The sequence below is a fragment of the Methylobacterium pseudosasicola genome (genome assembly GCF_900114535.1).
GTDB lineage: Bacteria > Pseudomonadota > Alphaproteobacteria > Rhizobiales > Beijerinckiaceae > Methylobacterium > Methylobacterium pseudosasicola.
Window position 1 is genome coordinate 31817 of the sequence record NZ_FOTK01000024.1, and the last position, 20922, is coordinate 52738.

The following is a 20922-nucleotide window of genomic DNA, read 5'->3' on the forward strand; positions in this document are numbered from 1 at the left end:
GTCTCAGCGAGAAAGCGCGCGCGACCGCCTTCATCCCGCCAGCGCCGCGGCGACGGCGCCCTGGTCGAACCCCTTCAAGCCGATCACCACGAGGCGCCCGTCGCGGCTCTCGCCCGCCCGCCAGGGCCGGTCGAAATGGTGGACGACGCGCCGGCCGACGCCCTGCACCACGAGGCGCATGGCCTTGCCCTCCACCTCGGCGAACCCCTTGATACGAAGGACGCCTTCGGCCTCCGCGGCCTTCTCGACCCGCGCGGCGAGGTCGCCGGCGGTAATGGCCGGGCGGACCGGCAGGGCGACGGTCTCGAAATCGTCGTGGTCGTGATCCTCGCCGTCGCCGTGATGCGAGGGGCGGGCGTCGAGATCATTCTCGGCGGCCGCGCCCAGCCCGAGCAGGACCAGCGGATCGATCGCGCCGTTGGCGGTCTCGACCACCTTCACGGCCCGGGGCAGATGCCCCTCGACCTCGGCGCGCACCCGCGCCCGGGTCTCGGCATCGAGCAGGTCGGACTTGTTGAGCACCACGAGGTCGGCGCAGAGGAGCTGGTCCTCGAACACTTCTTCGAGCGGATTGTCGTGATCGACCGCCGTGTCGGCGGCGCGCTGGGCGGCCAGCGCCTCGGGATCCTCCGCGAAAGCGCCAGCGGCGACGGCCGGCCCATCCACCACGGCCACGACCCCGTCGACGGTGACCCGCGAGCGGATCGCCGGCCATTGGAAGGCCTGGACCAGGGGCTTCGGCAGAGCGAGGCCGGAGGTCTCGATCAGGATGTGCTCCGGCGGCTCGGCGCGACCGAGCAGGGTCTCGAGGGCCGGCACGAAATCGTCGGCCACGGTGCAGCAGATGCAGCCGTTGGGCAGCTCGACGATGGAGTCCTCGGTGCAGCCCTCGACGCCGCAGGCGGCCAGGAACGACTTGTCGAAGCCGACATCGCCGAACTCGTTCACCAGGATCGCCAGGCGGCGACCCTTCGCGTTCTCGACGACGTGGCGGACCAGCGTCGTCTTGCCGGCGCCGAGGAAGCCGGTGACGATGGTGCAGGGGATCTTGGTCACGATGGTCATTCCGCAGCCTCCAGGGTGCCGGCCGGAAGCGGGCGGGGATCGGGAAAGGGCGGGATCCGGGCGATCACGCCGGTCTTGAAGGCGGCGGGCCGCTCCCGCCACGGCACGATGCCGTCCTGCGTCGCCGCGTAGGACGAGAGGCCGCCGAGGATGATCGCGGCGGACTCGATTGGGTCCATGTCGCCGTAGACGTAGGTCCAGCGGTTCGCCGAGGCGACGGCCACGGAGCAGGGCCGCTTGCACACGGACAGGCACTCGACCCCTTCGATCCGCAGATCCGGAGCCGCATTGCCCGCACGGAGGGCGTCGAGCAGGCGCGCCCCGGCCCGGGGGCCGTCCGGGTCGTCGCCCGGGCGACGGCAGGTGGTGCAGACGTAGAGCACGGTCTCAGGCATGGGCCGTCCCGCGTGCCGGGCCCCGGGCGAAGGCCTGCCAGGCCCAGCCGAAGCCGAGGCCGATCAGCACCCAGAACACGAAGCTAATCGCCAGCGACCGGGCCGCGAACTGCGCCGCCAGCGCCGCGGGAAGCTCGGAGGTGGCCTCCGGTGCCTGCGGTGCACCGGCCACGTGTGGGGCGATGAGCAGTACGAGCCCGCCCAGGATCGCGATCAGCGAGCGCCGGATCGCGATCAGGTACAGGCCCATGCCGGTGGCCGCCGCGGTCATCACCCACCAGGCTTGGCGGGTGACGAGCGGGGCCGCCTCGCTGCCGGGCAGTTCCGGCGGCAGCCCGAGGCCTGGGGCCAGGGCGACGCTGGCGAAGCCCGCGATCGCGAAGGCGAGACCGACCTGCCGGGTCGGCTCCCGCCCGCAGGCGAGGATCGCGGCACCGAGCAGCAGGGCGTAGCCCACCGCGCCGACGAGGGTCGCCAGCGCCGTGAATGCCATGCGCGGAAGGCCTTCGCCGGGCTGCCATTCGGGGGCGGCATCCGGCGTGGCGTGGTCGTGCCCGGCATGCGCCAGGACGATCGGCAGGCCGCGCTGGGCCTGATGCGTCTCGTGGGTCTCGTAACGCTCAGCCGCCACGATCAGCGGCGAGGTCAGCGTCAGCTCGAGGCCCGTCACCACGACGGCCGCGAGGAAGCCGGCGGCCAGCGCCGCCGACAGAAGCCGGATGATCATCCCTGGGGCAGGGGCGTCAGTGGCAGGGGAAGTTCTGGGTATGCCGGAAATCGTGCGCCGCGTTGTGCAGCGCGATTGCCGGCGAGAAGCCCGCCATGAACAGCAGGCCGAGGCCGAGGAAGGCCGCGAGCGCGACGGCAACCGGGCGCTCAGCGGCGCGGGTGCCGGTGGCGATGGGGGCGAGGGTCGAGGTGGTCATCAACATGTCTCCAGCCGCCCCACCGGCGGCATTGTGGGATCTCATCGCGACGGCAGGTCTCCTGGCTCGCGGCTCGGCGCGCCTGCCGCCTTCCCGGATCGCTCCGGTGGCCACTGGCAGACGCTCGCCGCTCACAGTTGCGGGGGCAGCCGCGGATTCGGAACTCGCGCTCCTCACCGCATTCCCTTTTCACCCCGTTGCCGGGGCACCGTCACGGGATCGTTGTAGACGCATGACAGCTCTCGCACAACGGAGGCGCGACGGAATCGTTTCCGGTCCTTTAGGAAACGGCGCGGATATGCAGGTCGAGCGGCGGTGACCAAAATTCGGCCGTTTCCGGGCGCGGAGCGCCGGGACGGACCCCTTGCGCCCGCGCAGCCTCACCGGCGCGACCGCATCATGACGGCCCCGGCAGCCGGATTGTCCCCGAACACATGAGCGTGATGTCGATGCGTACCCTGACGCTGGTCTTAGCTATCCTGGCGGCGGCGTCCCTGCCCGTCCGGGCCGATGACAGCACAGCCGAGCTCGCCGCCGGCGGTCTCGTCCTGGAGAAGACCGACACCGTCGCCCTGATCGCCGAGGATCTGTACCTGTCGGAGAAGGCCGTGCGGATCGACGACCGGTTCCGCAACCGGACCGACGCGGATGTCGAGACCAATATCGTGTTTCCGATGCCCGACATCACCGGCGATCTCGATCGGCACGGCTCGATACCCGACCCGGCGCACGACAACTTCCTCCGGTTCACGATCGAGATCGACGGCCAGTCCGTGACACCCGAGATCGAGCAGCGGGCCTTCCTGCTCCGGAATGGCAAGCCTCCCATCGAGATCAGTGACCGGCTGAGAGCCTTGTCCATTCCGCTTGTGCCGACCGTGGAGGCGACGGAGGAGGCCCTGCGCCGCCTCGGCGAGAACCAGCGCATGGCCTTGATCCAGGCCGGCATCCTGGAGCGGCAGGTGCATAAGGACGGCACGATCGCGGACGTGCCGCTCTGGACGCTGAAGTCGAAGTTCTGGCGTCGGCAGGTCTTCCCGGCCGGCCGTGAGATCGCGATCCGCACGAGCTACGTGCCGAGCCTCGGCGGCCTGTCCAGCCTGTCCTACGGGTCCCCGGACTTGGACCCGCCGCGGAAGGCTCAGTATGTCAACCGGTACTGCACGGAGCCCGCCTTCGAGAAGGTGGCCCAGGCCCTGTATCGCCGGGCGAGCGCGGATGGCAGCCGGTCGTTCCAGGCCTATGAGCGCTACCTCACCTATGGGATCACGTCGGGGGGCAACGGGGCTGGACCGATTGGGACGTTCAGGCTTGTCGTGGACAAGGGCGATCCCGCGACTCAGGTCGCGTTCTGCGCCGCTAACCTCAAGAAGATCGGCCCGACGACCTTCGAGACGGTCGTGAAGGACTACGTCCCCAAGCGCGACATCGACATTCTTTTTCTGAAGACCGGGACGGGCGATTGAGCCGTTTTTTTGGAGGGTTTGGCGACCGGCTGCGCGCGTTCCGGGCATCGCTGCCTGGCGGGACGGGCTCTCGGTTTGATATCGACGCGTCCCGGCTCTGATCCCGCGGTAGCGGAACCGAGCCGGGCTTGACGGGCCCGTCCCGATGCGGGCACCGCCGGGCGCGCCGTCCGGCCGCGTCCCCGGCGCGACCGGCCCAGATCCGCCCCGGAGACATGATGGCCTCGGCTGACGCCTCGAATCCCGCCCTCGTCGACCTCGCCGCTGGTCGCGCGCCGCGGACGGTCGTGGTCGGGGACAGGACATGGCTGGAGATCGATCTCGCCGGCCGCTTCCCGATCCAGTCCGTCACCGGTATTCCGTGCGAGGCGGGGGAGCCGGCCACCGACGATGCGGTTCAGGTCTCGCAGGACGGCGTCTCCTGGACGGAGCCCGGCATTGCGTCCCGGAAGGTCGAGGCGGGCTCCGGCACGGCCATCATCGAAGCCGACGAGCGCGCCTGGGCGCGGTTCGTGCGCGTCGCGGTGCCGAATTCCGATACGGTCGCCGCAATTCAGGTCTGTTCGGAGGAGGCCGCCATCGACCTGCTCGCCTTGCGCGCGATGCTGGACCTCGACATCACGCTCTTGAACGAGAAGCCGGGCGCCAACGCCTATCTCGCCTACAGTCTCACGAGCGGCCCCGGTCGGGCGAGCCGCACCCTCGTCGGCCTGTCGCTGTTCGAGAACGGTGCGTTCGGTAATTGCCTGGTCCAGTACATCATCGCGGTCTCGGTCGCGAAGGCGCTGAACCTGAAATACATCAAGGTCCCCAAGGTCGACCGCAGCAAGGTGATCTTCCTGACTGAGCGGCTGACCCGCGACGGCATCACCTTCATCCCGCCGGACGAGGACCTGCCGCCGGACGGCTATTTCCTCTCCGGCCTGTACTTCGATCCGACCCAGTTCCAGCGGCTTGTGGGCCTCGACGCCCCGCCGGATTCGCAGACGCTCATCCGGGAGATCATCCGCCCGCTGTTCAACGGACTGCCTTCGACGTTCCCGAAGAAGCCCGACGATCAACTCCTGATCCATATCCGCTCGGGCGACATCTTCAGCACTTGGGTCGATCCGCATTATCCGCAGCCGCCCTTTGCCTTCTACCGCATGGTCATCGACCGGCTACGCGGCGAGGACCGGATCCGCTCGGTGAAGCTGGTCTTCGAGAACCGGCTGAACCCGGTAATCGCCGAGGTCGAAGCCTATGCAAAAAGCCTCGGCCTGCCGGTCGAGACGCAGAGCGAATCCCTGATCGCCGACGTCGCGGCCTTGGTGGGCGGCCGCTACCTCGTCTTTGGCCTGGGCACGTTCGGCCCGGCGATCTGTCATCTGTCCGAGCAGGTCGAGCAGGTCTTCTACTTCGCGTCCAATTGGCCGCAGGCCTTTCACGGGATCCAGACCATCGGCAAGCTGGTCGAGGTCCGGGACATCGAGGGCCGCTACATGAAGGTCGGCGAGTGGCAGAACACCGACGCCCAGCGCCGGATGATGATCGACTACCCGGCCGAAGCCCTTGCGTTCGATGACGCGGCCTGAGCATTCGCTCGAAGGCCGGTGAGGCGGCCGTCCAGCGCGTGTGCCGACGCAGCGAGCGTCACGTGTGTGATCGGCCCTATGCGTCGCGGGAGCGCCCTGGCGTCTCAGGCATGAATGCCCGGTCGCTGCTTCAATGCCGCAAGCAAGGGGTGGTCGATCGACCACCGCCCTCACAGGTCGCTCCCATACGTATTCAATTCATCGGCCGGTCATTCTCGAACTTAATCAATCCTGTTGCCGAATTTGGTCTCCATATGTAGCTTTCATGACTAATATAAGCGGCAGGGCTGTCCGGTCATGAAATTCGCCCCTCTCGGCGGTGCGCCGACTTCCGAGCACGGCCGCATCGGCGCCGAGATCGGCGTGGCGCCGGCCCCGTCGCTGCGAAGCCGATCCGTCATCGCCGGCGCCATCGGCAACATGCTCGAATGGTACGACTTCGCGATCTACGGCTATTTCAGCGCCGTCATCGGCCGGAACTTCTTCCCGTCAGACAGCCCGACGACCTCGCTGCTCTCGGCCTTCGCGGTCTTCGCCGCGGCGTTCTTCATGCGCCCGATCGGGGGCGTCGTGTTCGGCCATATCGGGGATCGTTACGGCCGCAAATCGGCGCTGCTGCTGTCGGCCGGCCTCATGACGGTCTCGACCTTCGCGATGGGCTGCCTGCCCACCGACGCCTCCGCGGGGATCCTCGCGCCGGTGCTGCTGGTGCTACTGCGGCTCGGCCAGGGCCTCTCGGTAGGCGGCGAGTACACCTCGTCGGCGGTCTTCCTGTCCGAGACCGCCGAACCGGCCCGGCGTGGCTTGACGGGCAGCCTCGCCTGCATCGGCGCGGCTGGCGGGATCCTGCTCGGCTCGGTCTCCGGAGCTCTCGTCACCGGCCTGCTGACACCGGAAGAGGTGCAGGCCTGGGGTTGGCGCCTGCCGTTCCTGGCCGGGATCGCGCTGGGCGCCTTCATCATCGTGCTGCGGCGGCACATGGACGAGCGGCATATCGACGAGGCCCTCGGGACCGATCCCGCCCTGGCGGACCATCGCTCGCCGTTGCGGGCGGCGATCGCGATTGACGGACCGGCCATGGCGCGAGCCTTCGCCATGAATCTAGGCATCGCCTGCGGCTTCTACGTCGTGTTCGTCTATCTCGTGACCTACCTGCACACCGTGGCGGGCCTCCCGCAGCACACGGCGTTCCTAATCAACTCCCTCGCCATGGTCACGCAAGCCGTCTGCATTCCGATCGCAGGCGCCGTGTCCGACCGCATCGGACGCAAGCGGGTCCTGATCCTGGCCGGTGCCGGCCTCACCCTTCTGGCATGGCCCCTGTTTGGGCTGATGGCGGGCGGACAGATCGCCGTGATCGTCGTGTGCCAGATCGTCTTGGCGGTGTTGGTGGCCAGCTATGCCTCGGTGATCCCGATCGCCTTCGTCGAGATGTTCCACCACCGGACACGCTGCACCGCGCTGGCGATCAGCTTCAACGCCTCCATGGCGCTCGTCGGCGGGACGGCGCCCATGGCGGCCACTTGGATCGTCCACCGCCTCGGGTTCACGACGGGTCCGGGCCTCTACGTGGCCATGCTGTCGGCCGTGTCGCTGGCGGCGGTTCTGACCATGCGCGACCGAACCGGCGAGGCTCTCACATAACCCTGTCCGTCACGGCCGAGGACATTAGTGAGCCAAGCCCAAACACCTTCGGGCGTTCTTGAAGGTTTGCGCCGACGGCCCAAACCCGACTTCAGAACGCGCCCGCGAATCGCGCCGGGATGCGCCAGAGGTCGGGCTCGACGGACCAGTCCTTCCTCTCGATCGCGTCCGAGAATCTAAGCTTCGTCCTCTCGAAATGCGGCTCACCTTTTCGCATCTGGACATCACGCCGCGGCAGCAGCGCCACTTCGGAGCGTATGTGATTGACGAACACGTCTGGCGTTATCGTGTGATGTGAATGCTGTAACCCGATCGGCGCGGTCGCATTTCGCTTCTTCTGGCGCTCGTACAGAATATCGATGTCGCAATGGGCGATGTGAAATAAAAAAATGTCGCCGAAGCTCGGGCGATGATGCCCGGTTATGCAATGAAATCCGTGCATCCAATCGATGCGGCCGGCAATCAAGGTCGGCTTGCAGAGCGTCGAGATTGGGCGCGCAAACTGACGTTGATGGGAGATCGGGACGCTGAGGTCGATTTGCGCTTCTTCAGCGACATGCACGACATCGACGCCGAACAAGGTCAAGACACGAGGTAGGTTCTGTGTGGCGGCACAATATTTGAGCGTGGGGGAGACGTTCGGATCCGGAACGACCAGTTCGTCCGCGTCCGTGTAGAGAACACGGTTATATCCCAGGAACAGGGCCGAGCAGAAATCGCGCACTGCCGCAGCGCGAGCGTCTTCATCCATGGGCGTGCGGGGAAGGCGTATGATATTCGCGCGGATGTTTTTGGTAGATGCGTCGTCGGACCCGTGGTCGATGATGTAGCAATGCTCGAGTCCAACCTGTCGTTCGTAATGTCTCAGCCAGATCGGCAGAAGGACCGTCTCGTTATAGGCCATCGTTACGACGGCGAGCGGTTGTTTCTCCATGGCGTTCCCCCACCACGTCATGCGTTGTGTAGCGTTCAGCGGCGTCGCGTGGCAATGATCGACGGTCTGGTGGCGAGGCGGGGACCGGACGCATCGTCGTTATGAAGTGCATGCGCCTGCGTGAACGCGATATTGAAGCCAAGATTATCGAAGATTTTGGTGTAGAGACCGCGGGAGAGATGCCACCACACGTAGAAGATATTCGGATTGTCCAGGTTCGTGATCGGGTGGATCACGAGCTCATCGAGTGGCAGAACGTCGGTGAAGGGGATCAGAACCGCTTCCTTGGCGAGCCGAGCCCAGGCCCCGATCGCGTAGACTGGATCTGACAGGTGCTCGACGATGGCGCCGGCCATCACGACATCGAAGATCTGCACCGGCCACTCGTAGAGCTCAGCCATCGGCGCGTACACGCATCTGGACCGGCTATCGAACTTCTTCCAAGCATACCACCAGGAATTCTTGATCGGATTTAGATTCTCGCGTTCCCACACCTCACGGGACGTCACGATATCCCGGTAGGACAGAGATTGTTCGAATGGAAAATGCCTGAATTCGTGAGTCGTGGCCGCATCGAAACCCGTTACGGTGGCGCCGGCTTGTTCAGCCTTGAATGCGAAAAAACCGGAGGCCGTCCCGACATCGAGAACTGTTTTTCCCTGCAAATCATAGCCACCAATATAATGATCGAAATCGTCGATCGTCCAACTTCCCTTGACGGTCTCGCCGTCCGGGAATGACATCGAATGATACCAGTAGCGTCTATCGTGTTCTCCAATCAGCCGCGGCGTTTCTAAGTTCGGGGCTCGCATACTGCGGGATTGATCAAACACGTCAGGCCATCCTTTCGGATTGTGATTTGCATTAAAGTGCCTACAAGGCTCCTATACTGATTAACGTGCCGACATCAATCACTATAATCGCAGTGCCCGGCATATGTAACCTCTGGAATTTTTCGGAATTTCGAGTAAAAAAGTCCTATTTCGCTCTATCCGGACTAGGGTCTGGTTCTCATAGCTTTGTATCCAGCTCGAATTCATTATTCGTTGGCGCGCGTGCGGGCCGTTAGGCTGAAAGTGCCCGATAGATCTGTCGGGCGTCTTCAAGGGGGGTGAGGCTTGGTTCGAGCAGCGCGAGATGACCGTCGATTTTAACGCGATGCGCCGGACGCATCGCAAGTCATCGAGCGCTCTCGACCCGCGTTTGGGTATCCTCGTCCAGAGCGTGTCGAAGCATTCGCGCCTCAGTGGTCACGACCGAGTTTTTCCGGCGCAGTCGATGCCCCTATCGACGACAGGCGAACGATTCGGAGACCACACCCCCGATGCTTGTGAAGTCAGTCCTGATCAGCTTCGGCGGAGTGGGGCTCGTCCGGTCGCGGAGCCGAGACATCAGGGAGCGTGCCGATGTCGTCAATCGACAAGCAGCCGCGCTTCGGGTGCGGCTGCGCAGGAAACGGCACGCTCTTCGATCGGCGATCAGCAGGCCGATGCGCAAGGCTTGACGCAAGGTCGCTGACTGACGCTCAAAGCGCGTCGTTTTGCCTGGACACGGTGAGCCTCAGGGCGTGTCCTTGAGGCGTTCGGCTGGGGCTCCGGCCGCGGGGGCCGGTCCGGCGTCGCGCGCCGTCAAGGCGTCCTGATAGAGCTTCTGGACGTCCCGCTTGAACGCGGCGCGAGAATCCGTCCGCGAATAGAACATGTGGCCGCCGGGATAGACCGCGAGGCTGAGGCGCCCGGCGCCGTAGGCCGGCACCTGGGCCAGGAGCAGCTTCGAGGCGTAATAGGGCGTCACCAGGTCGGTGAAGCCGTGAGCCACCAGCACCCGCAGGCGCCCGTCGAGGGCCAGGACGCCCTTGAGGTTCGAGAGCACCTCGGGTGCCTGTCGGCCGGAGCCCCAGCTCCAGCCGCGGTTCACGGCGTTGCTCAAAAGCTCGTAGCGCAGGTTCGGCACCGGCCATTTCAGCGTGCGCGCGTAGAGATCGATCATGGCGCTGGTCAGCGGCGCCTGGAGTGCCGTGAGCTGCGGATCCTCGAAGCTCGGCTGCGCGGAATCCGGGTTCGGATCCCAGCCGGTGATGCCGGTGTCGTAGGCGCTGGTGACGCGGCCCTCCGCCCGGTCGACCTCCCGCTGGACGCTGCGAGTGGCGAGTCGCGCGGCCTGGGCGCGCACGAACGCGGGGTCGAAGCCGGTGAGCGGCGCGACCTTATCGGTCATCCGCGCGACGGCGGCGGTATCGCCGGGGCCCTTGAGCAGGTCGGCGAGATAGGGGCCCGCCGCATAGGCCTCGGCCTCGCCGAGCAGCGCGGGGGTCGGGATCGTGCCGGCCCGCTCCAGGGCGCCGGCCGCCAGGGAAGGCAGCTTCAGCACGTAGCCCCAGGGATTGGCCCGGGGCGTCTCCAGCCAGCCGAAATCGAGCACCGGCGAGAGCAGCACCATCCCGGACAGGCCGATCCCGATCTCCTCCTGCAGCTTCTCGGTGATCAGCGGGCCGCGGAAGCCGCCATAGCTCTCGCCGACATAGAATTTCGGGCTCGCCATCCGGTCGTTGACCCGCAGGTAGCGGGCGATGACGGCGGCGAGCGTCGAGGCGTCGCTGTCGATGCTCCAGTAGGTCTTGCCGTTGCCGTCGCTGGCCCGGCTGTAGCCGGTGCCGACGGGATCGATGAAGACGAGGTCGGTGAAGTCGAGCCAGGTGCCATCATTGGGCGTCAGCGCCACCGGTTGCGACGGGCTGATGCTGGTCCCGCCGGTGGGCAGCCGCCAGGGGCCGATCGCGCCGATATTCAGGTAGGCGGAGGCCGCCCCAGGGCCGCCGTTGACCGCGAAGGTCACGGGCCGCTCGCGGCCGGCTTCCGGGGCCATCGTATAGGCGACATAGGCGATCTCGGCCTGGAGCTTACCAGCCTCGTCGACCAGCGGCAGGCTGCCGGCCGTGGCGGTGAAGTCTAGGCTGCGCCCGTCGGGGAGCTTGATGCTCTGCCGGGTGGCCGAATCCGGCGGGAGGCGGCGACCTTCCGGGCCGCGCGGCGCCGGCTTCGCCTCTTCCTGCGGTCCGGGGTGGTGGGCGTCCTGCGCGCGGAGCGGCAGCGGCGCTGCCGCGAGGGTGAGGGCGAGCGCGGCGTGCGCGAGACGCTTGCTGAGGGGCACGGTCAAGCCTTCTTGTTCCAACGGCCCGAATCGTCCTGCTGCCAATAGGCGACGGCGTGACCCGCCTCCTTGGCCTGGCGCCACTGCTCGCGGGCGCGCAGCAGGGCGTCCTGGTCGGTCCCGTCGAACAGGATGCAGATCCGCTCGTAGCTGTCTGCGTCGGGCGGCAGGTCGGCGCCCTCGACCAGGAAGCGGATCGAGGCGGTGTTGGGGTTCACGTCGCGGAGCGTCAGCACCACCGGCTGGCCGGCGGCATCGGGGTCGCGGTCGGTGCCGTGCGGCAGGAAGCTCTCGTCGGAATAGGTCCAGAGGTGGTCGTCGAGGGCCTGCAGCCGCTCCTCGGAGGCCGCCTGGATCGCGGCTTGCCAGCCCCGGCCGAGCGAGCGCTCGACGAGGTTCGGCAGCACCTTCTCCAGGGGCTGGCGCTGCATGTGGTAGAACAGGATCTCGGTCACGATCCGACCGATATAGGGTTCCGGCCCACGGGGCGAGCAGCGGCGCGCCGCCGCGGCTTCGGTGTTTTACACCAACCGGCTCTGCTCGATCGCCGCGCCGACGAAACCCTTGAACAGCGGGTGCGGCTCGAACGGGCGCGACTTCAGCTCCGGATGGAACTGCACGCCGATGAACCACGGGTGCCCGACATGCTCCACGGTCTCCGGCAGCAGCCCGTCCGGCGAGAGCCCGGAGAAGCGCAGGCCCTTGGCCTCCAGCCGCTCGCGATAGGCCATGTTGACCTCGTAGCGGTGGCGGTGGCGCTCGGAGATCCGGTCCGAGCCGTAGATCTGGGCGATCTTCGAATTGGGATCGAGCTGCGCGTCGTAGGCGCCGAGCCGCATCGTGCCGCCGAGATCGCCGACCGCGGCGCGCCGCTCCAGCTCGTTGCCGCGCAGCCACTCGGTCAGCAGGCCGACCACGGGCTCGGAGGTCTCGCCGAACTCGGTGGAGTTGGCGTCCGGCACGCCGGCCAGGGAGCGGGCCGCCTCGATCACCGCCATCTGCATGCCGAAGCAGATGCCGAGATAAGGGATGCGCTTCTCGCGGGCGTAGCGGGCCGCGCGGATCTTGCCCTCGGCCCCGCGCTGGCCGAAGCCGCCGGGCACCAGGATGCCGTTCAGGCCTTCGAGGAACGGCGCGGGATCCTCGCGCTCGAACACCTCGGCCTCGATCCATTCGAGGTTGACCTTGACCCGGTGGCTGATGCCGCCGTGGATCAGCGCCTCGGTCAGCGACTTGTAGGCGTCCTTCAGCCCTGTGTACTTACCCACGATGGCGATGGAGACCTCGCCCTCGGGGTTGCGCACCCGGTCGGAGATCGTGGTCCAGCGGCCGAGATCCGGCTCCTCGCCGTGCTCCAAGCCGAAATGGCCGAGCACTTCGCGGTCGAGCCCGGCCTTCCGGTAGGAGAGGGGCACCTCGTAGATCGAGGCGACGTCGAGGGCCTCGATCACCGCGCTCTCGCGGACGTTGCAGAACAGGGCGAGCTTGCGGCGCTCCTCGACGGGGATCGAGCGGTCGCAGCGGCAGAGCAGGATGTCGGGCTGGATGCCGATCGAGCGCAGCTCCTTCACGGAGTGCTGGGTCGGCTTGGTCTTCAGCTCGCCGGCGGACGGGATGTAGGGCAGCAGCGTCAGGTGGACGTAAGCACAGGTGCCGCGCGGTAGCTCCTGGCCGAGCTGGCGGATCGCCTCGAAGAACGGCAGCCCCTCGATATCGCCCACGGTGCCGCCGATCTCGACGAGGACGAAGTCGAACGTGTCGTTGCCGTCTAGGACGAAGTCCTTGATCGCGTTGGTGACGTGCGGAATCACCTGGATCGTGGCGCCGAGATAGTCGCCCCGCCGCTCCTTGGCGATGATGTCCTGGTAGATCCGACCGGTGGTGATGTTGTCGGCCCGGCTGGCCGGCACGCCGGTGAAGCGCTCGTAATGGCCGAGATCCAGGTCGGTCTCGGCCCCGTCGTCGGTGACGAAGACCTCGCCATGCTGGGTCGGGCTCATCGTGCCCGGGTCGACGTTCAGGTAGGGGTCGAGCTTGCGCATCCGCACCCGGTAGCCCCGGGCCTGGAGCACGGCGGCGAGCGCCGCAGAGGCGAGTCCCTTACCGAGAGAGGAAACCACGCCGCCGGTGATGAAAACGTACCGCGTCATGGGCCTCGGTCCATAAAGAAGGCGCTGGCATTTGCCAAACGGCAAGCCTGCCGGCGATGAAATGTCTGGGGATCGGGCAGGCGCGGGGAATGGCCTGCCAGGGCGGGCCGAAGCCGAACCGATTCGTCGGCCCCGCGCTCACCCGCCGCCGCTCCTCTTGCGGTCCCCCGACCCGGATGTCACGCGCGCCCAGCGCAGACCCTGGATGCCCGTATCAGATAAGCGCGCCCGGTATCGCACCGAGCGTCAGCGCGACTGCGGCGCCTCGGGCACAGCCGGCTGGGCAGGCGCGGTGGCGGGTGCACGATCCTGCTGCTGGCGCAGGGTGTCGAGCAGGTTGTCGGCGCCGGTGGGCTGCTTGGCCGGCTGGCCGGCGGGCGTCGCGGCCCCGGTATCGAGGATCGACTTCGGCGCGGCCGAGCGGTGCGACAGCACGGCGAGGAGCATGCTGGTGGCGAAGAACAAGGCGGCGAGAATGGCGGTCGCGCGGGTGAGCGCGTTGGCCTGGCCCCGGCCGGTCATGAAGCCGGCGACGCCACCGCCGCCGCCACCGCCGAGCCCGAGGCCGCCCTCGGAGCGCTGCAGCAGCACCACGCCGATCAGCGCGAGCACGATGATGAGGTGGACGACGATCAGGACGGTCTGCATCGGTGTTCCGGAATCTCGTTCGGCTTCGCGCGCCGGTCCGAGAGGCCGGTCCGGCGGCGGGCGCCCGGCGACCGGTGCCAAGGATTCGACTTGGTGCGCCGGTCACAAATCTGCGCCGGCCATACACCACTCGCCGGCCGCCGCCAACTTGACGATCGGCCACAAGCTGTTCCCCGCAGCCCTCGCGCCCGGCCGCGTGCCGTGCTCTGTCGGGCGGGAAGGGCGGCTCACCGAACGCGCCGCCCCGCCCGGGAGGCCCGCCATGACCCTGTTACGCCGTTCGGCGCTCGCCGCCGCGTTCGCCATCGCCGCCGCGCCGATCCTGATGCACGCGCCATCCGCCATCGCCGCCGGCCCGGGCGATGCCACCCAGGGCACCGCGGTCGAGGCGGCGGTCGACGACCTGACCAAGGCCCTCCTCGCAGCGGACGGCAAGGCCCTCGACGCGCTCACCCTCGACGGGTTGAGCTACGGCCATTCCAGCGGCGTGGTGCAGGACAAGGCGGCGTTCATCGAGGCCCTGACCAGCGGTCGCTCGAAATTCCCGAGCATCACCCTGTCGGACCGCACGGCCTCGGTGATCGGTGACGACGCCATCGTCCGCCACGTCTTTGACGGCGAGACCGTTTCGGGCGGTAAGACGGCGCCGGTCCATATCGGGGTGCTGCAGGTCTGGCACCGCGACGGCGGCCGCTGGCGCCTGATGGCGCGCCAAGCGTTCAAGCTCTGAGGTCCGTCAGTAGCGGGACGGGACGAGCATCTCCGGTGGCGTCGGCGTGCGGATGTAATCCGCGTGGCGTACCCGCTCGGGCAGATGAACCGGCGGATGCTCGACGTTCTGGTAGGGGATCTGTTCAAGTAGGTGGCTGATGCAGTTGAGGCGGGCGCGCTTCTTGTCCACGGCCTCGACCACCCACCAAGGCGCCTCCGGAATGTGGGTGCGCGCCAGCATGTCCTCCTTGGCGCGGGTGTAGTCCTCCCAGCGCCGTCGGGATTCGACGTCCATCGGCGAGAGCTTCCACTGCTTCAGTGGGTCGGTGATCCGCATGTGGAAGCGCAGGGCCTGCTCCTCGTCGGTGATCGAGAACCAGTATTTCAACAGGATGATGCCCGAGCGCACGAGCATGCGCTCGAACTCGGGCACGGAGCGGAAGAACTCCTCCACCTCGGCTTCGGAGCAGAAGCCCATGACCCGCTCGACGCCGGCGCGGTTGTACCAGGAGCGGTCGAACAGCACGATCTCGCCGCCGGCGGGCAGGTGCGTGACGTAGCGCTGGAAGTACCATTGCGTGCGCTCGCGCTCGCTCGGCGCGGGCAGGGCCACGACGCGGCAGACGCGCGGGTTGAGGCGCTGGGTGATCCGCTTGATCACGCCGCCCTTGCCGGCCGAATCGCGCCCCTCGAACAGCACCACGACGCGCAGCTTGCTGTGCTGCACCCAGTCCTGGAGCCGGACCAACTCGTGCTGAAGGCGCAGGAGCTCGCGGAAATAGCGTCTGCGTTCAGAGCTGGATTCGGAGCCGCCTTCGAGGCTGTCGAGGCGGTCGTCCTCGAAACCGAGCTCCATCTCCTCGTCGTAGCTGTCGAGGATTTCGCGGCGGATCATCTCCACCATCGTGGGGTCCGCGGAGGCGTGGTCGAGCGTCATGGCAAGCTTCTGGGTCGCGTGTCGTCACGACTCTAAAGCAGGATCGTGTGACAGCTCCGAGAACCCCTGAAGCCTCGTGCGTGGTGCAATCACCCTCCGGCAACTCGTCGTCTCTGGAATTGGGCGCCTGCTCGAATCTAGTCTTCGACCGGTGGCGCGATCGCTCCCGGATACCGCACCCTGTCATTCCGGGCTCGCCTGCGGCGCCCCGGAATGACGGGGACGATGCTTGGGCGTCCTTACAGCGCTCAAACCGTCATGCGTAGGCGGCGCAAATCCCCAAAAAGTCCTCGGCCACGAGGCTCGCGCCGCCGACCAGGGCGCCGTCGACATTCTCCACCGCCATCAGCTCGCGGGCGTTGCTGGGCTTCACCGAGCCGCCGTAGAGGATGCGGATCCGGTGGGCCTCGTCGCCGACGAGCTTGTCCAGCATCTCTCGGAGCGAGGCGTGGACCTCGGCGATGTCGCGCGGCGTCGGGGTCCGGCCGGAGCCGATCGCCCAGACCGGCTCGTAGGCGATCACCGTGTCGGCGGCGGTCGCGCCCTTCGGAAGGCCGATGGCGAGCTGGGCGCGGACGATGTCGAGAGCGCGGCCCTGCTCGCGCTCCTCGATGGTCTCGCCGACGCAGATGATCCCGCACAGGCCGGCCCGGCGGGCGCCGAGCGCCTTGGCGTGGACGCCGTCATCGGTCTCGTGGTGGTAGGCCCGGCGCTCGGAATGGCCGACAATCACGTATTGGGCGCCGAGATCGGCCAGCATCTCGGCCGAGATCGAGCCGGTGAAGGCGCCGTTCGGGCGGGCATGCAGGTTCTGGCCGCCGATGGCGATCGGGGAGCCGGCGGTGGCCGCCACGCAGGAGCCGATCAGGGTCGCGGGCGGGCAGATCAGCACGTCGACGCGGGCGGCGAGTTCTGGCGTGAGACCGTCGCGGATCGCCTCGACCACTTTGATCGATGCCCGCGTACCGTTCATCTTCCAGTTGCCGGCGACCAGCGGCTTCCGCCCCGTCTGCGTCATCCCTAGTCCTCACTCAGCCTCGGTTTTCCGGGGTCGGCGGGGCCTACCAGAGCGAGCTTGGGCGCGCAAACCGTCCGAAAGGCTGAGCCTTTGCCTGCGGGCGCGAATGGTCTATCGCGGTCGCCTTTCAGGGATGGCACCGGCCCGGCGACGGGTCGAAGGCCGAAGGTATCCGATCACAGATCATGCTTCAGGGCATCCGCAACGCCAGCCAGCATTGGCTCGGCAAGATCGTCTTGACGATCATCTTCGCGCTGCTGATCGCGGGCGTGGGGATCTTCGGCGTGGAGGAGTTCTTCCGCGGCGGCTCCAGCAACAATGTCGCGACGGTGGGCAGCACGCCGATCACCGCCGAGCAGGTGCGCCAGGCCTACCAGAACCAGCTGCAGCGCTATCAGGCGCAGCTGAAGCGCGCGCTGACTCCCGATCAGGCACGGATGCTCGGCATCGACCGGGCGGTGATGTCCCAGCTGATCACCGAGGCGGCGCTCGACCAGAAGACGCATGATCTCGGCCTCGGCGTGCCGGACGCGTCGGTGATCCGGGCGATCCACGACGAAAAGAGCTTCCAAAACGCGCAAGGGCAGTTCGAGCCGCAGCTGTTCTACCAGACCCTGCAGCGGGCCGGCCTGAACGAGACCCTGTTCGTGCGCGAGCAGCGCGCCGTGATCGCCCGGCTGCAACTCGCTGAGGCGGTGTCGTCCGATCTGCACGTGCCGGCGGCGATGCGCGAGGCAGTGCACCGCTACTCCACCGAGCGGCGCTCGGCCGCCTACCTGATGCTGACGCCCTCCGTTGCCGGGGAGATCCCGGCCCCGACCGAGGACGAGCTGAAGACCTGGTACGACGCCAACAAGTCGGGCTTCCGGGCCCCGGAATTCCGCGCCGCCACCCTGCTGGTGGTCGATCCCGAGGCGATGGCCAAGCCCGAGGCGATCACCGACGCGGATGCCAAGGCCGCCTACGAGCTGAACAAGGCCCGCTACGGCAGCCCGGAGAAGCGCACGATCCAGCAGATCGTGTTCCCGGACGCCGCCGCCGCGGAGGCCGCCCGCAAGGCGATCGAGGACGGCTCGAAGACGTTTGAAGCTGTCGCCGAAGAGCGCCGCACCGGCGGCACCGACCTGACCCTGGGCACGCTGACCAAGGCCGAACTGTTCGACAAGGTCGTGGCCGATGCCGCCTTCGCGCTGCCCGAGGGCGGCGTGAGCCAGCCGGTCCAGGGCCGGTTCGGCACGGTGCTGCTGCGCGTCACCAAGATCGAGCCCGGCACGGTCAAGCCGTTCGAGGAGGTCGAGGGCGAGATCCGCAAGAGCCTCGCGCTCACCCGCGCCCGCGACGCCATGGAGACGACCCGCGACGCCATCGAGGACCAGCGCGCCGGCGCCAAGCCGCTCGCCGACATCGCCGCCGAACGCGGGCTCAAGCTCGTGACCGTCAAGGCGGTCGATCCCCAGGACAAGGCGCCCGACGGTCAGCGCGTCGCCGACATCCCCGATCCAGACACCACCCTGCCGGCCCTGTTCCGGGCCGAGATCGGCGGCGACAACGAGCCGCTGCGCACCAAGTCCGGCGGCTACGTCTGGTACGACGTGACCGGCATCGACGCGGCGCACGACAAGCCCCTCGACGAGGTTCGGGACGGCGTGAAGGCCGGCTGGACTGCCGCCGAGATCGCCAAGCGGCTCCAGGCCAAGGGCCGCGAGCTGGTGGAAAAACTCAACGGCGGCGCGACCATCGAGGCGGTGGCGCAGGAGGTCGGCGTCAACACCCAGGAGGCGCAGGATCTGTCCCGCAACCAAGCGAAGGACATGCTCACCGCCGACGACGTGAACCTGATCTTCGCCACCCCGGTGGGCAAGGCCGGCACCGCGGCGGCGGGCAATTCGCGGGCGGTGTTCAAGGTCACGAGCGCCACGATGCCGGCCTTCGTGGCCGACACCCAGGCCGACAAAACTATCACCAAGAACTTCCAGGCTGCGCTGGCCGACGACGTGCTGTCCCAGTACATCTCGGAGGTCCAGAAGAACGCCGGCGTGAAGATCGACCAGGCGGCCCTGCGCCGGGCCATCGGCGGAGAGTATTGAGGGCCATGGCCGAGGCGCCTGACTACGCGGCGTTTGCCGGACGCTACGAGGCCGGGCAGCCGAGCCTCGTCGAACTGAGCCTCGTGGCCGATCTGGAGACGCCGGTCGCGGCGTTCCTCAAGCTGCGCGCCCGCCATGCCGGGCCGGCCTTTTTGCTCGAATCGGTGGAGGGCGGTGCCGTGCGCGGCCGCTACTCGATGATCGGGCTCGATCCGGACCTGATCTGGCGCTGCCGCGACGGCGCCCCCGCCATCGCCCGCGGTGCCGATCTTGACGCCTTCGCGCCGGACGAGAGGGCACCGCTCGCCAGCCTCCGTGCCCTGATCGCCGAGAGCGCCATCGGTGAATCCGACGGCCAGGATCTGCCTCCGATGGCTGCCGGCCTGTTCGGCTATCTCGGCTACGACATGGTCCGGGCCATGGAGCGGCTGCCCGAGCCGAACCCCGATCCGCTCGGCGTGCCGGACGCGATCCTGATCCGCCCGCGCGTGATGGTGGTGTTCGATTCGATCCGCGACCAGATCACCGTCATCTCGCCGGTGCGCCCGTTAGCCAGCGTCACCGCCCGCGCGGCCTACGAGGCCGCGCTTCTGCGTATGGATTGGGTGGCGGAAGCCCTCGAAGGGCCGCTGCCCGTGGATGCCCGGGTGGACCTGTCCACGGTGGCCCATCCCGAGCCGGTCTCGAACACGACGCCGGAGGCCTTCGCCGCCATGGTGGCGCGGGCCAAGGAGTACATCGTCGCGGGCGACGTGTTCCAGGTCGTGCTGTCCCAGCGCTTCTCGGCGCCGTTCACGCTGCCGGCCTTCAGCCTGTACCGGTCGCTCCGGCGCACGAACCCGGCGCCGTTCCTCTGCTACCTCGATTTTGAGGCCTTCCAGATCGTCTGCTCGTCGCCGGAGATCCTGGTGCGGGTTCGCGAGGGCACCGTCACGGTCCGGCCGATCGCGGGAACCCGCCGCCGGGGCGCGACCCCGGCCGAGGACGTGGCGCTGGCCGCCGAGCTGCTGGCCGATCCCAAGGAATGCGCTGAGCACCTGATGCTGCTCGATCTCGGCCGCAACGATGCCGGCCGCGTCTCCAAGATCGGCACCGTGCGGGTGACCGACTCGTTCTTCATCGAGCGCTACAGCCAGGTGATGCACATCGTGTCGAACGTCGAGGGCGACCTCGACCCGCGCCACGATCCCCTCGACGCCCTGGCGGCAGGCTTCCCGGCCGGCACGGTCTCGGGCGCCCCGAAGGTGCGGGCCATGGAGATCATCGACGAGCTGGAGCACGAGAAGCGCGGGCCCTATGCCGGCTGCATCGGCTATTTCGGCGCCCGCGGCGAGATGGACACCTGCATCGTCCTGCGCACCGCCCTGGTGAAGGACGGGCGGATGCACGTCCAGGCTGGCGCCGGCATCGTCTACGATTCCGACCCGGCCTCCGAGCAGCAGGAATGCGTCAACAAGGCCAAGGCCCTGTTCCGGGCCGCCGAGGAGGCGGTGCGATTCGCCGCGCAGGCCAAGCGGGGACAGTAGCCACCGGTTGACCGGAGGCATGTGAGCCGTCACATCGCCTTCATGCCCGAGCGTGCCGCCGCGATGCCCAACGTCCTCGTCATCGACAACTACGATTCCTTCACCTGGAATCTCGTCCACCTGATCGGCCCGCTCTGCGGCGCCATCGAGGTCGCCCGCAACGATGCGCTGAGCGTCGCCGACATCCGCGCCAAGGCGCCGGACGCGATCGTGCTCTCGCCCGGCCCCTGCACGCCCAATGAGGCCGGCATCTGCCTCGACGTGGTCCGCGACCTTTCGGACGAGATCCCGATCTTCGGGGTTTGCCTCGGCCTCCAGGCGATCGGCCAGGCCTTCGGTGGCGACGTGATCCGCGCACCGCTGCCGCTGCACGGCAAGGTCTCGACCATCCGGCACGGCGCCAGCGGGTTGTTCCGCGGGATCAACGATAGCTTTGAGGCGACGCGCTACCATTCGCTAATCATCGACCGCGCGAGCTGCCCGGAGACCCTGCGGGTCACCGCGGAAGCCGACGGGCTGATTATGGGCGTGGAGCATGCGGATCGGCCGCTGCACGGGGTGCAGTTCCATCCCGAGAGCATCCGGTCGCAGCACGGCACCGAGATCGTGAAGAATTTTCTGGATCTCGCCGCCGCCTGGAACGCGGCGCGTGACAGAGCCCGCCCCGACGTGCATTGACGCCGGACGGCCG

The 20922-nt window shown here is 67.7% G+C and carries 19 protein-coding genes and 1 riboswitch; of the genes, 7 read left to right on the forward strand and 12 right to left on the reverse strand.

Annotated features, from left to right (window positions below; all coding sequences use genetic code 11):
- Positions 1–30 precede the first annotated feature (30 nt).
- The 4 genes from cobW to BM228_RS21145 are packed head-to-tail and all read right to left on the reverse strand — an operon-like array spanning position 31 to position 2386.
- Positions 31–1065: a cobalamin biosynthesis protein CobW gene (gene cobW, locus BM228_RS21130; protein ID WP_092043704.1), complete on the reverse strand. Its 1035-nt coding sequence runs from the start codon at positions 1063–1065 to the stop codon at positions 31–33.
- Entirely contained in the window at positions 1062–1460 is a 399-nt protein-coding gene (locus BM228_RS21135) for a DUF1636 domain-containing protein (protein WP_092043705.1), read from the reverse strand. The genes cobW and BM228_RS21135 overlap by 4 nt, the downstream gene beginning before the upstream one ends.
- Positions 1453–2187 (reverse strand): CbtA family protein, encoded by a 735-nt coding sequence (locus tag BM228_RS21140; protein WP_092043707.1) that lies wholly within the window; start codon positions 2185–2187, stop codon positions 1453–1455. The genes BM228_RS21135 and BM228_RS21140 overlap by 8 nt, the downstream gene beginning before the upstream one ends.
- Before the next feature lie 16 nt (positions 2188–2203).
- Positions 2204–2386 carry a CbtB domain-containing protein gene (locus BM228_RS21145; RefSeq protein ID WP_092043794.1) on the reverse strand — a complete coding sequence of 61 codons (183 nt, stop codon included), beginning with the start codon at positions 2384–2386 and terminating at the stop codon, positions 2204–2206.
- Positions 2387–2420: 34 nt separating this feature from the next.
- A riboswitch (cobalamin riboswitch) is annotated at positions 2421–2614 on the reverse strand.
- A 215-nt stretch (positions 2615–2829) separates the two neighbouring features.
- On the opposite strand from BM228_RS21145, the gene BM228_RS21150 reads away from it, so the two are divergent.
- The 3 genes from BM228_RS21150 to BM228_RS21160 all read left to right on the forward strand — a co-directional run bounded on the left by BM228_RS21150 (position 2830) and on the right by BM228_RS21160 (position 7070).
- The gene (locus tag BM228_RS21150; protein ID WP_244537244.1) at positions 2830–3852 is read left to right on the forward strand and encodes a DUF4424 family protein; all 1023 of its coding nucleotides are present in this window, start codon (positions 2830–2832) and stop codon (positions 3850–3852) included.
- A 215-nt stretch (positions 3853–4067) separates the two neighbouring features.
- Positions 4068–5426: a discoidin domain-containing protein gene (locus BM228_RS21155; protein WP_342030176.1), complete on the forward strand. Its 1359-nt coding sequence runs from the start codon at positions 4068–4070 to the stop codon at positions 5424–5426.
- Between the two features lie 297 nt (positions 5427–5723).
- Complete coding sequence (locus BM228_RS21160) at positions 5724–7070, forward strand: MFS transporter (RefSeq protein ID WP_092043708.1); 1347 nt, start codon at positions 5724–5726, stop codon at positions 7068–7070.
- Between the two features lie 91 nt (positions 7071–7161).
- Here BM228_RS21160 and BM228_RS21165 read toward each other — a convergent pair whose 3' ends face one another.
- From BM228_RS21165 to secG, 6 genes are all read right to left on the reverse strand, one after another.
- A complete protein-coding gene (locus BM228_RS21165) occupies positions 7162–8004 on the reverse strand; it encodes a glycosyltransferase family 2 protein (RefSeq protein ID WP_092043799.1) in 843 nt (280 codons plus the stop codon).
- A 35-nt stretch (positions 8005–8039) separates the two neighbouring features.
- A complete protein-coding gene (locus BM228_RS21170) occupies positions 8040–8837 on the reverse strand; it encodes a class I SAM-dependent methyltransferase (RefSeq protein WP_139234146.1) in 798 nt (265 codons plus the stop codon).
- A 727-nt stretch (positions 8838–9564) separates the two neighbouring features.
- Positions 9565–11154 (reverse strand): S10 family peptidase, encoded by a 1590-nt coding sequence (locus tag BM228_RS21175; protein WP_092043801.1) that lies wholly within the window; start codon positions 11152–11154, stop codon positions 9565–9567.
- A gap of 2 nt (positions 11155–11156) precedes the next feature.
- Positions 11157–11609, reverse strand: a complete 453-nt coding sequence (locus tag BM228_RS21180) for a DNA polymerase III subunit chi (RefSeq protein WP_092043711.1) — start codon at positions 11607–11609, stop codon at positions 11157–11159.
- A 66-nt stretch (positions 11610–11675) separates the two neighbouring features.
- Complete coding sequence (locus tag BM228_RS21185) at positions 11676–13304, reverse strand: CTP synthase (protein ID WP_092043713.1); 1629 nt, start codon at positions 13302–13304, stop codon at positions 11676–11678.
- 246 nt (positions 13305–13550) lie between these two features.
- Positions 13551–13952 carry a preprotein translocase subunit SecG gene (gene secG, locus BM228_RS21190; RefSeq protein WP_092043714.1) on the reverse strand — a complete coding sequence of 134 codons (402 nt, stop codon included), beginning with the start codon at positions 13950–13952 and terminating at the stop codon, positions 13551–13553.
- Between the two features lie 262 nt (positions 13953–14214).
- Here secG and BM228_RS21195 point away from each other — a divergent pair, with 262 nt between their 5' ends.
- A complete protein-coding gene (locus BM228_RS21195; RefSeq protein ID WP_092043716.1) occupies positions 14215–14682 on the forward strand; it encodes a nuclear transport factor 2 family protein in 468 nt (155 codons plus the stop codon).
- A 6-nt stretch (positions 14683–14688) separates the two neighbouring features.
- On the opposite strand, the gene ppk2 is transcribed toward BM228_RS21195, so the two are convergent.
- On the reverse strand, positions 14689–15600 hold the full coding sequence (ppk2, locus tag BM228_RS21200; protein WP_208612071.1) for a polyphosphate kinase 2: 912 nt from the start codon (positions 15598–15600) through the stop codon (positions 14689–14691).
- Between the two features lie 256 nt (positions 15601–15856).
- Positions 15857–16618, reverse strand: a complete 762-nt coding sequence (tpiA, locus tag BM228_RS21205; RefSeq protein WP_092043717.1) for a triose-phosphate isomerase — start codon at positions 16616–16618, stop codon at positions 15857–15859.
- Positions 16619–16803: 185 nt separating this feature from the next.
- On the opposite strand from tpiA, the gene BM228_RS21210 reads away from it, so the two are divergent.
- The 3 genes from BM228_RS21210 (at position 16804) to BM228_RS21220 (ending at position 20909) form a co-directional block, all read left to right on the forward strand.
- A complete protein-coding gene (locus tag BM228_RS21210) occupies positions 16804–18705 on the forward strand; it encodes a peptidylprolyl isomerase (protein WP_092043719.1) in 1902 nt (633 codons plus the stop codon).
- A gap of 5 nt (positions 18706–18710) precedes the next feature.
- A complete protein-coding gene (trpE, locus tag BM228_RS21215) occupies positions 18711–20231 on the forward strand; it encodes an anthranilate synthase component I (protein ID WP_092043720.1) in 1521 nt (506 codons plus the stop codon).
- A gap of 63 nt (positions 20232–20294) precedes the next feature.
- Positions 20295–20909, forward strand: coding sequence for an anthranilate synthase component II (locus BM228_RS21220; protein WP_092043804.1), 615 nt, complete (start codon positions 20295–20297; stop codon positions 20907–20909).
- Positions 20910–20922 lie beyond the last annotated feature (13 nt).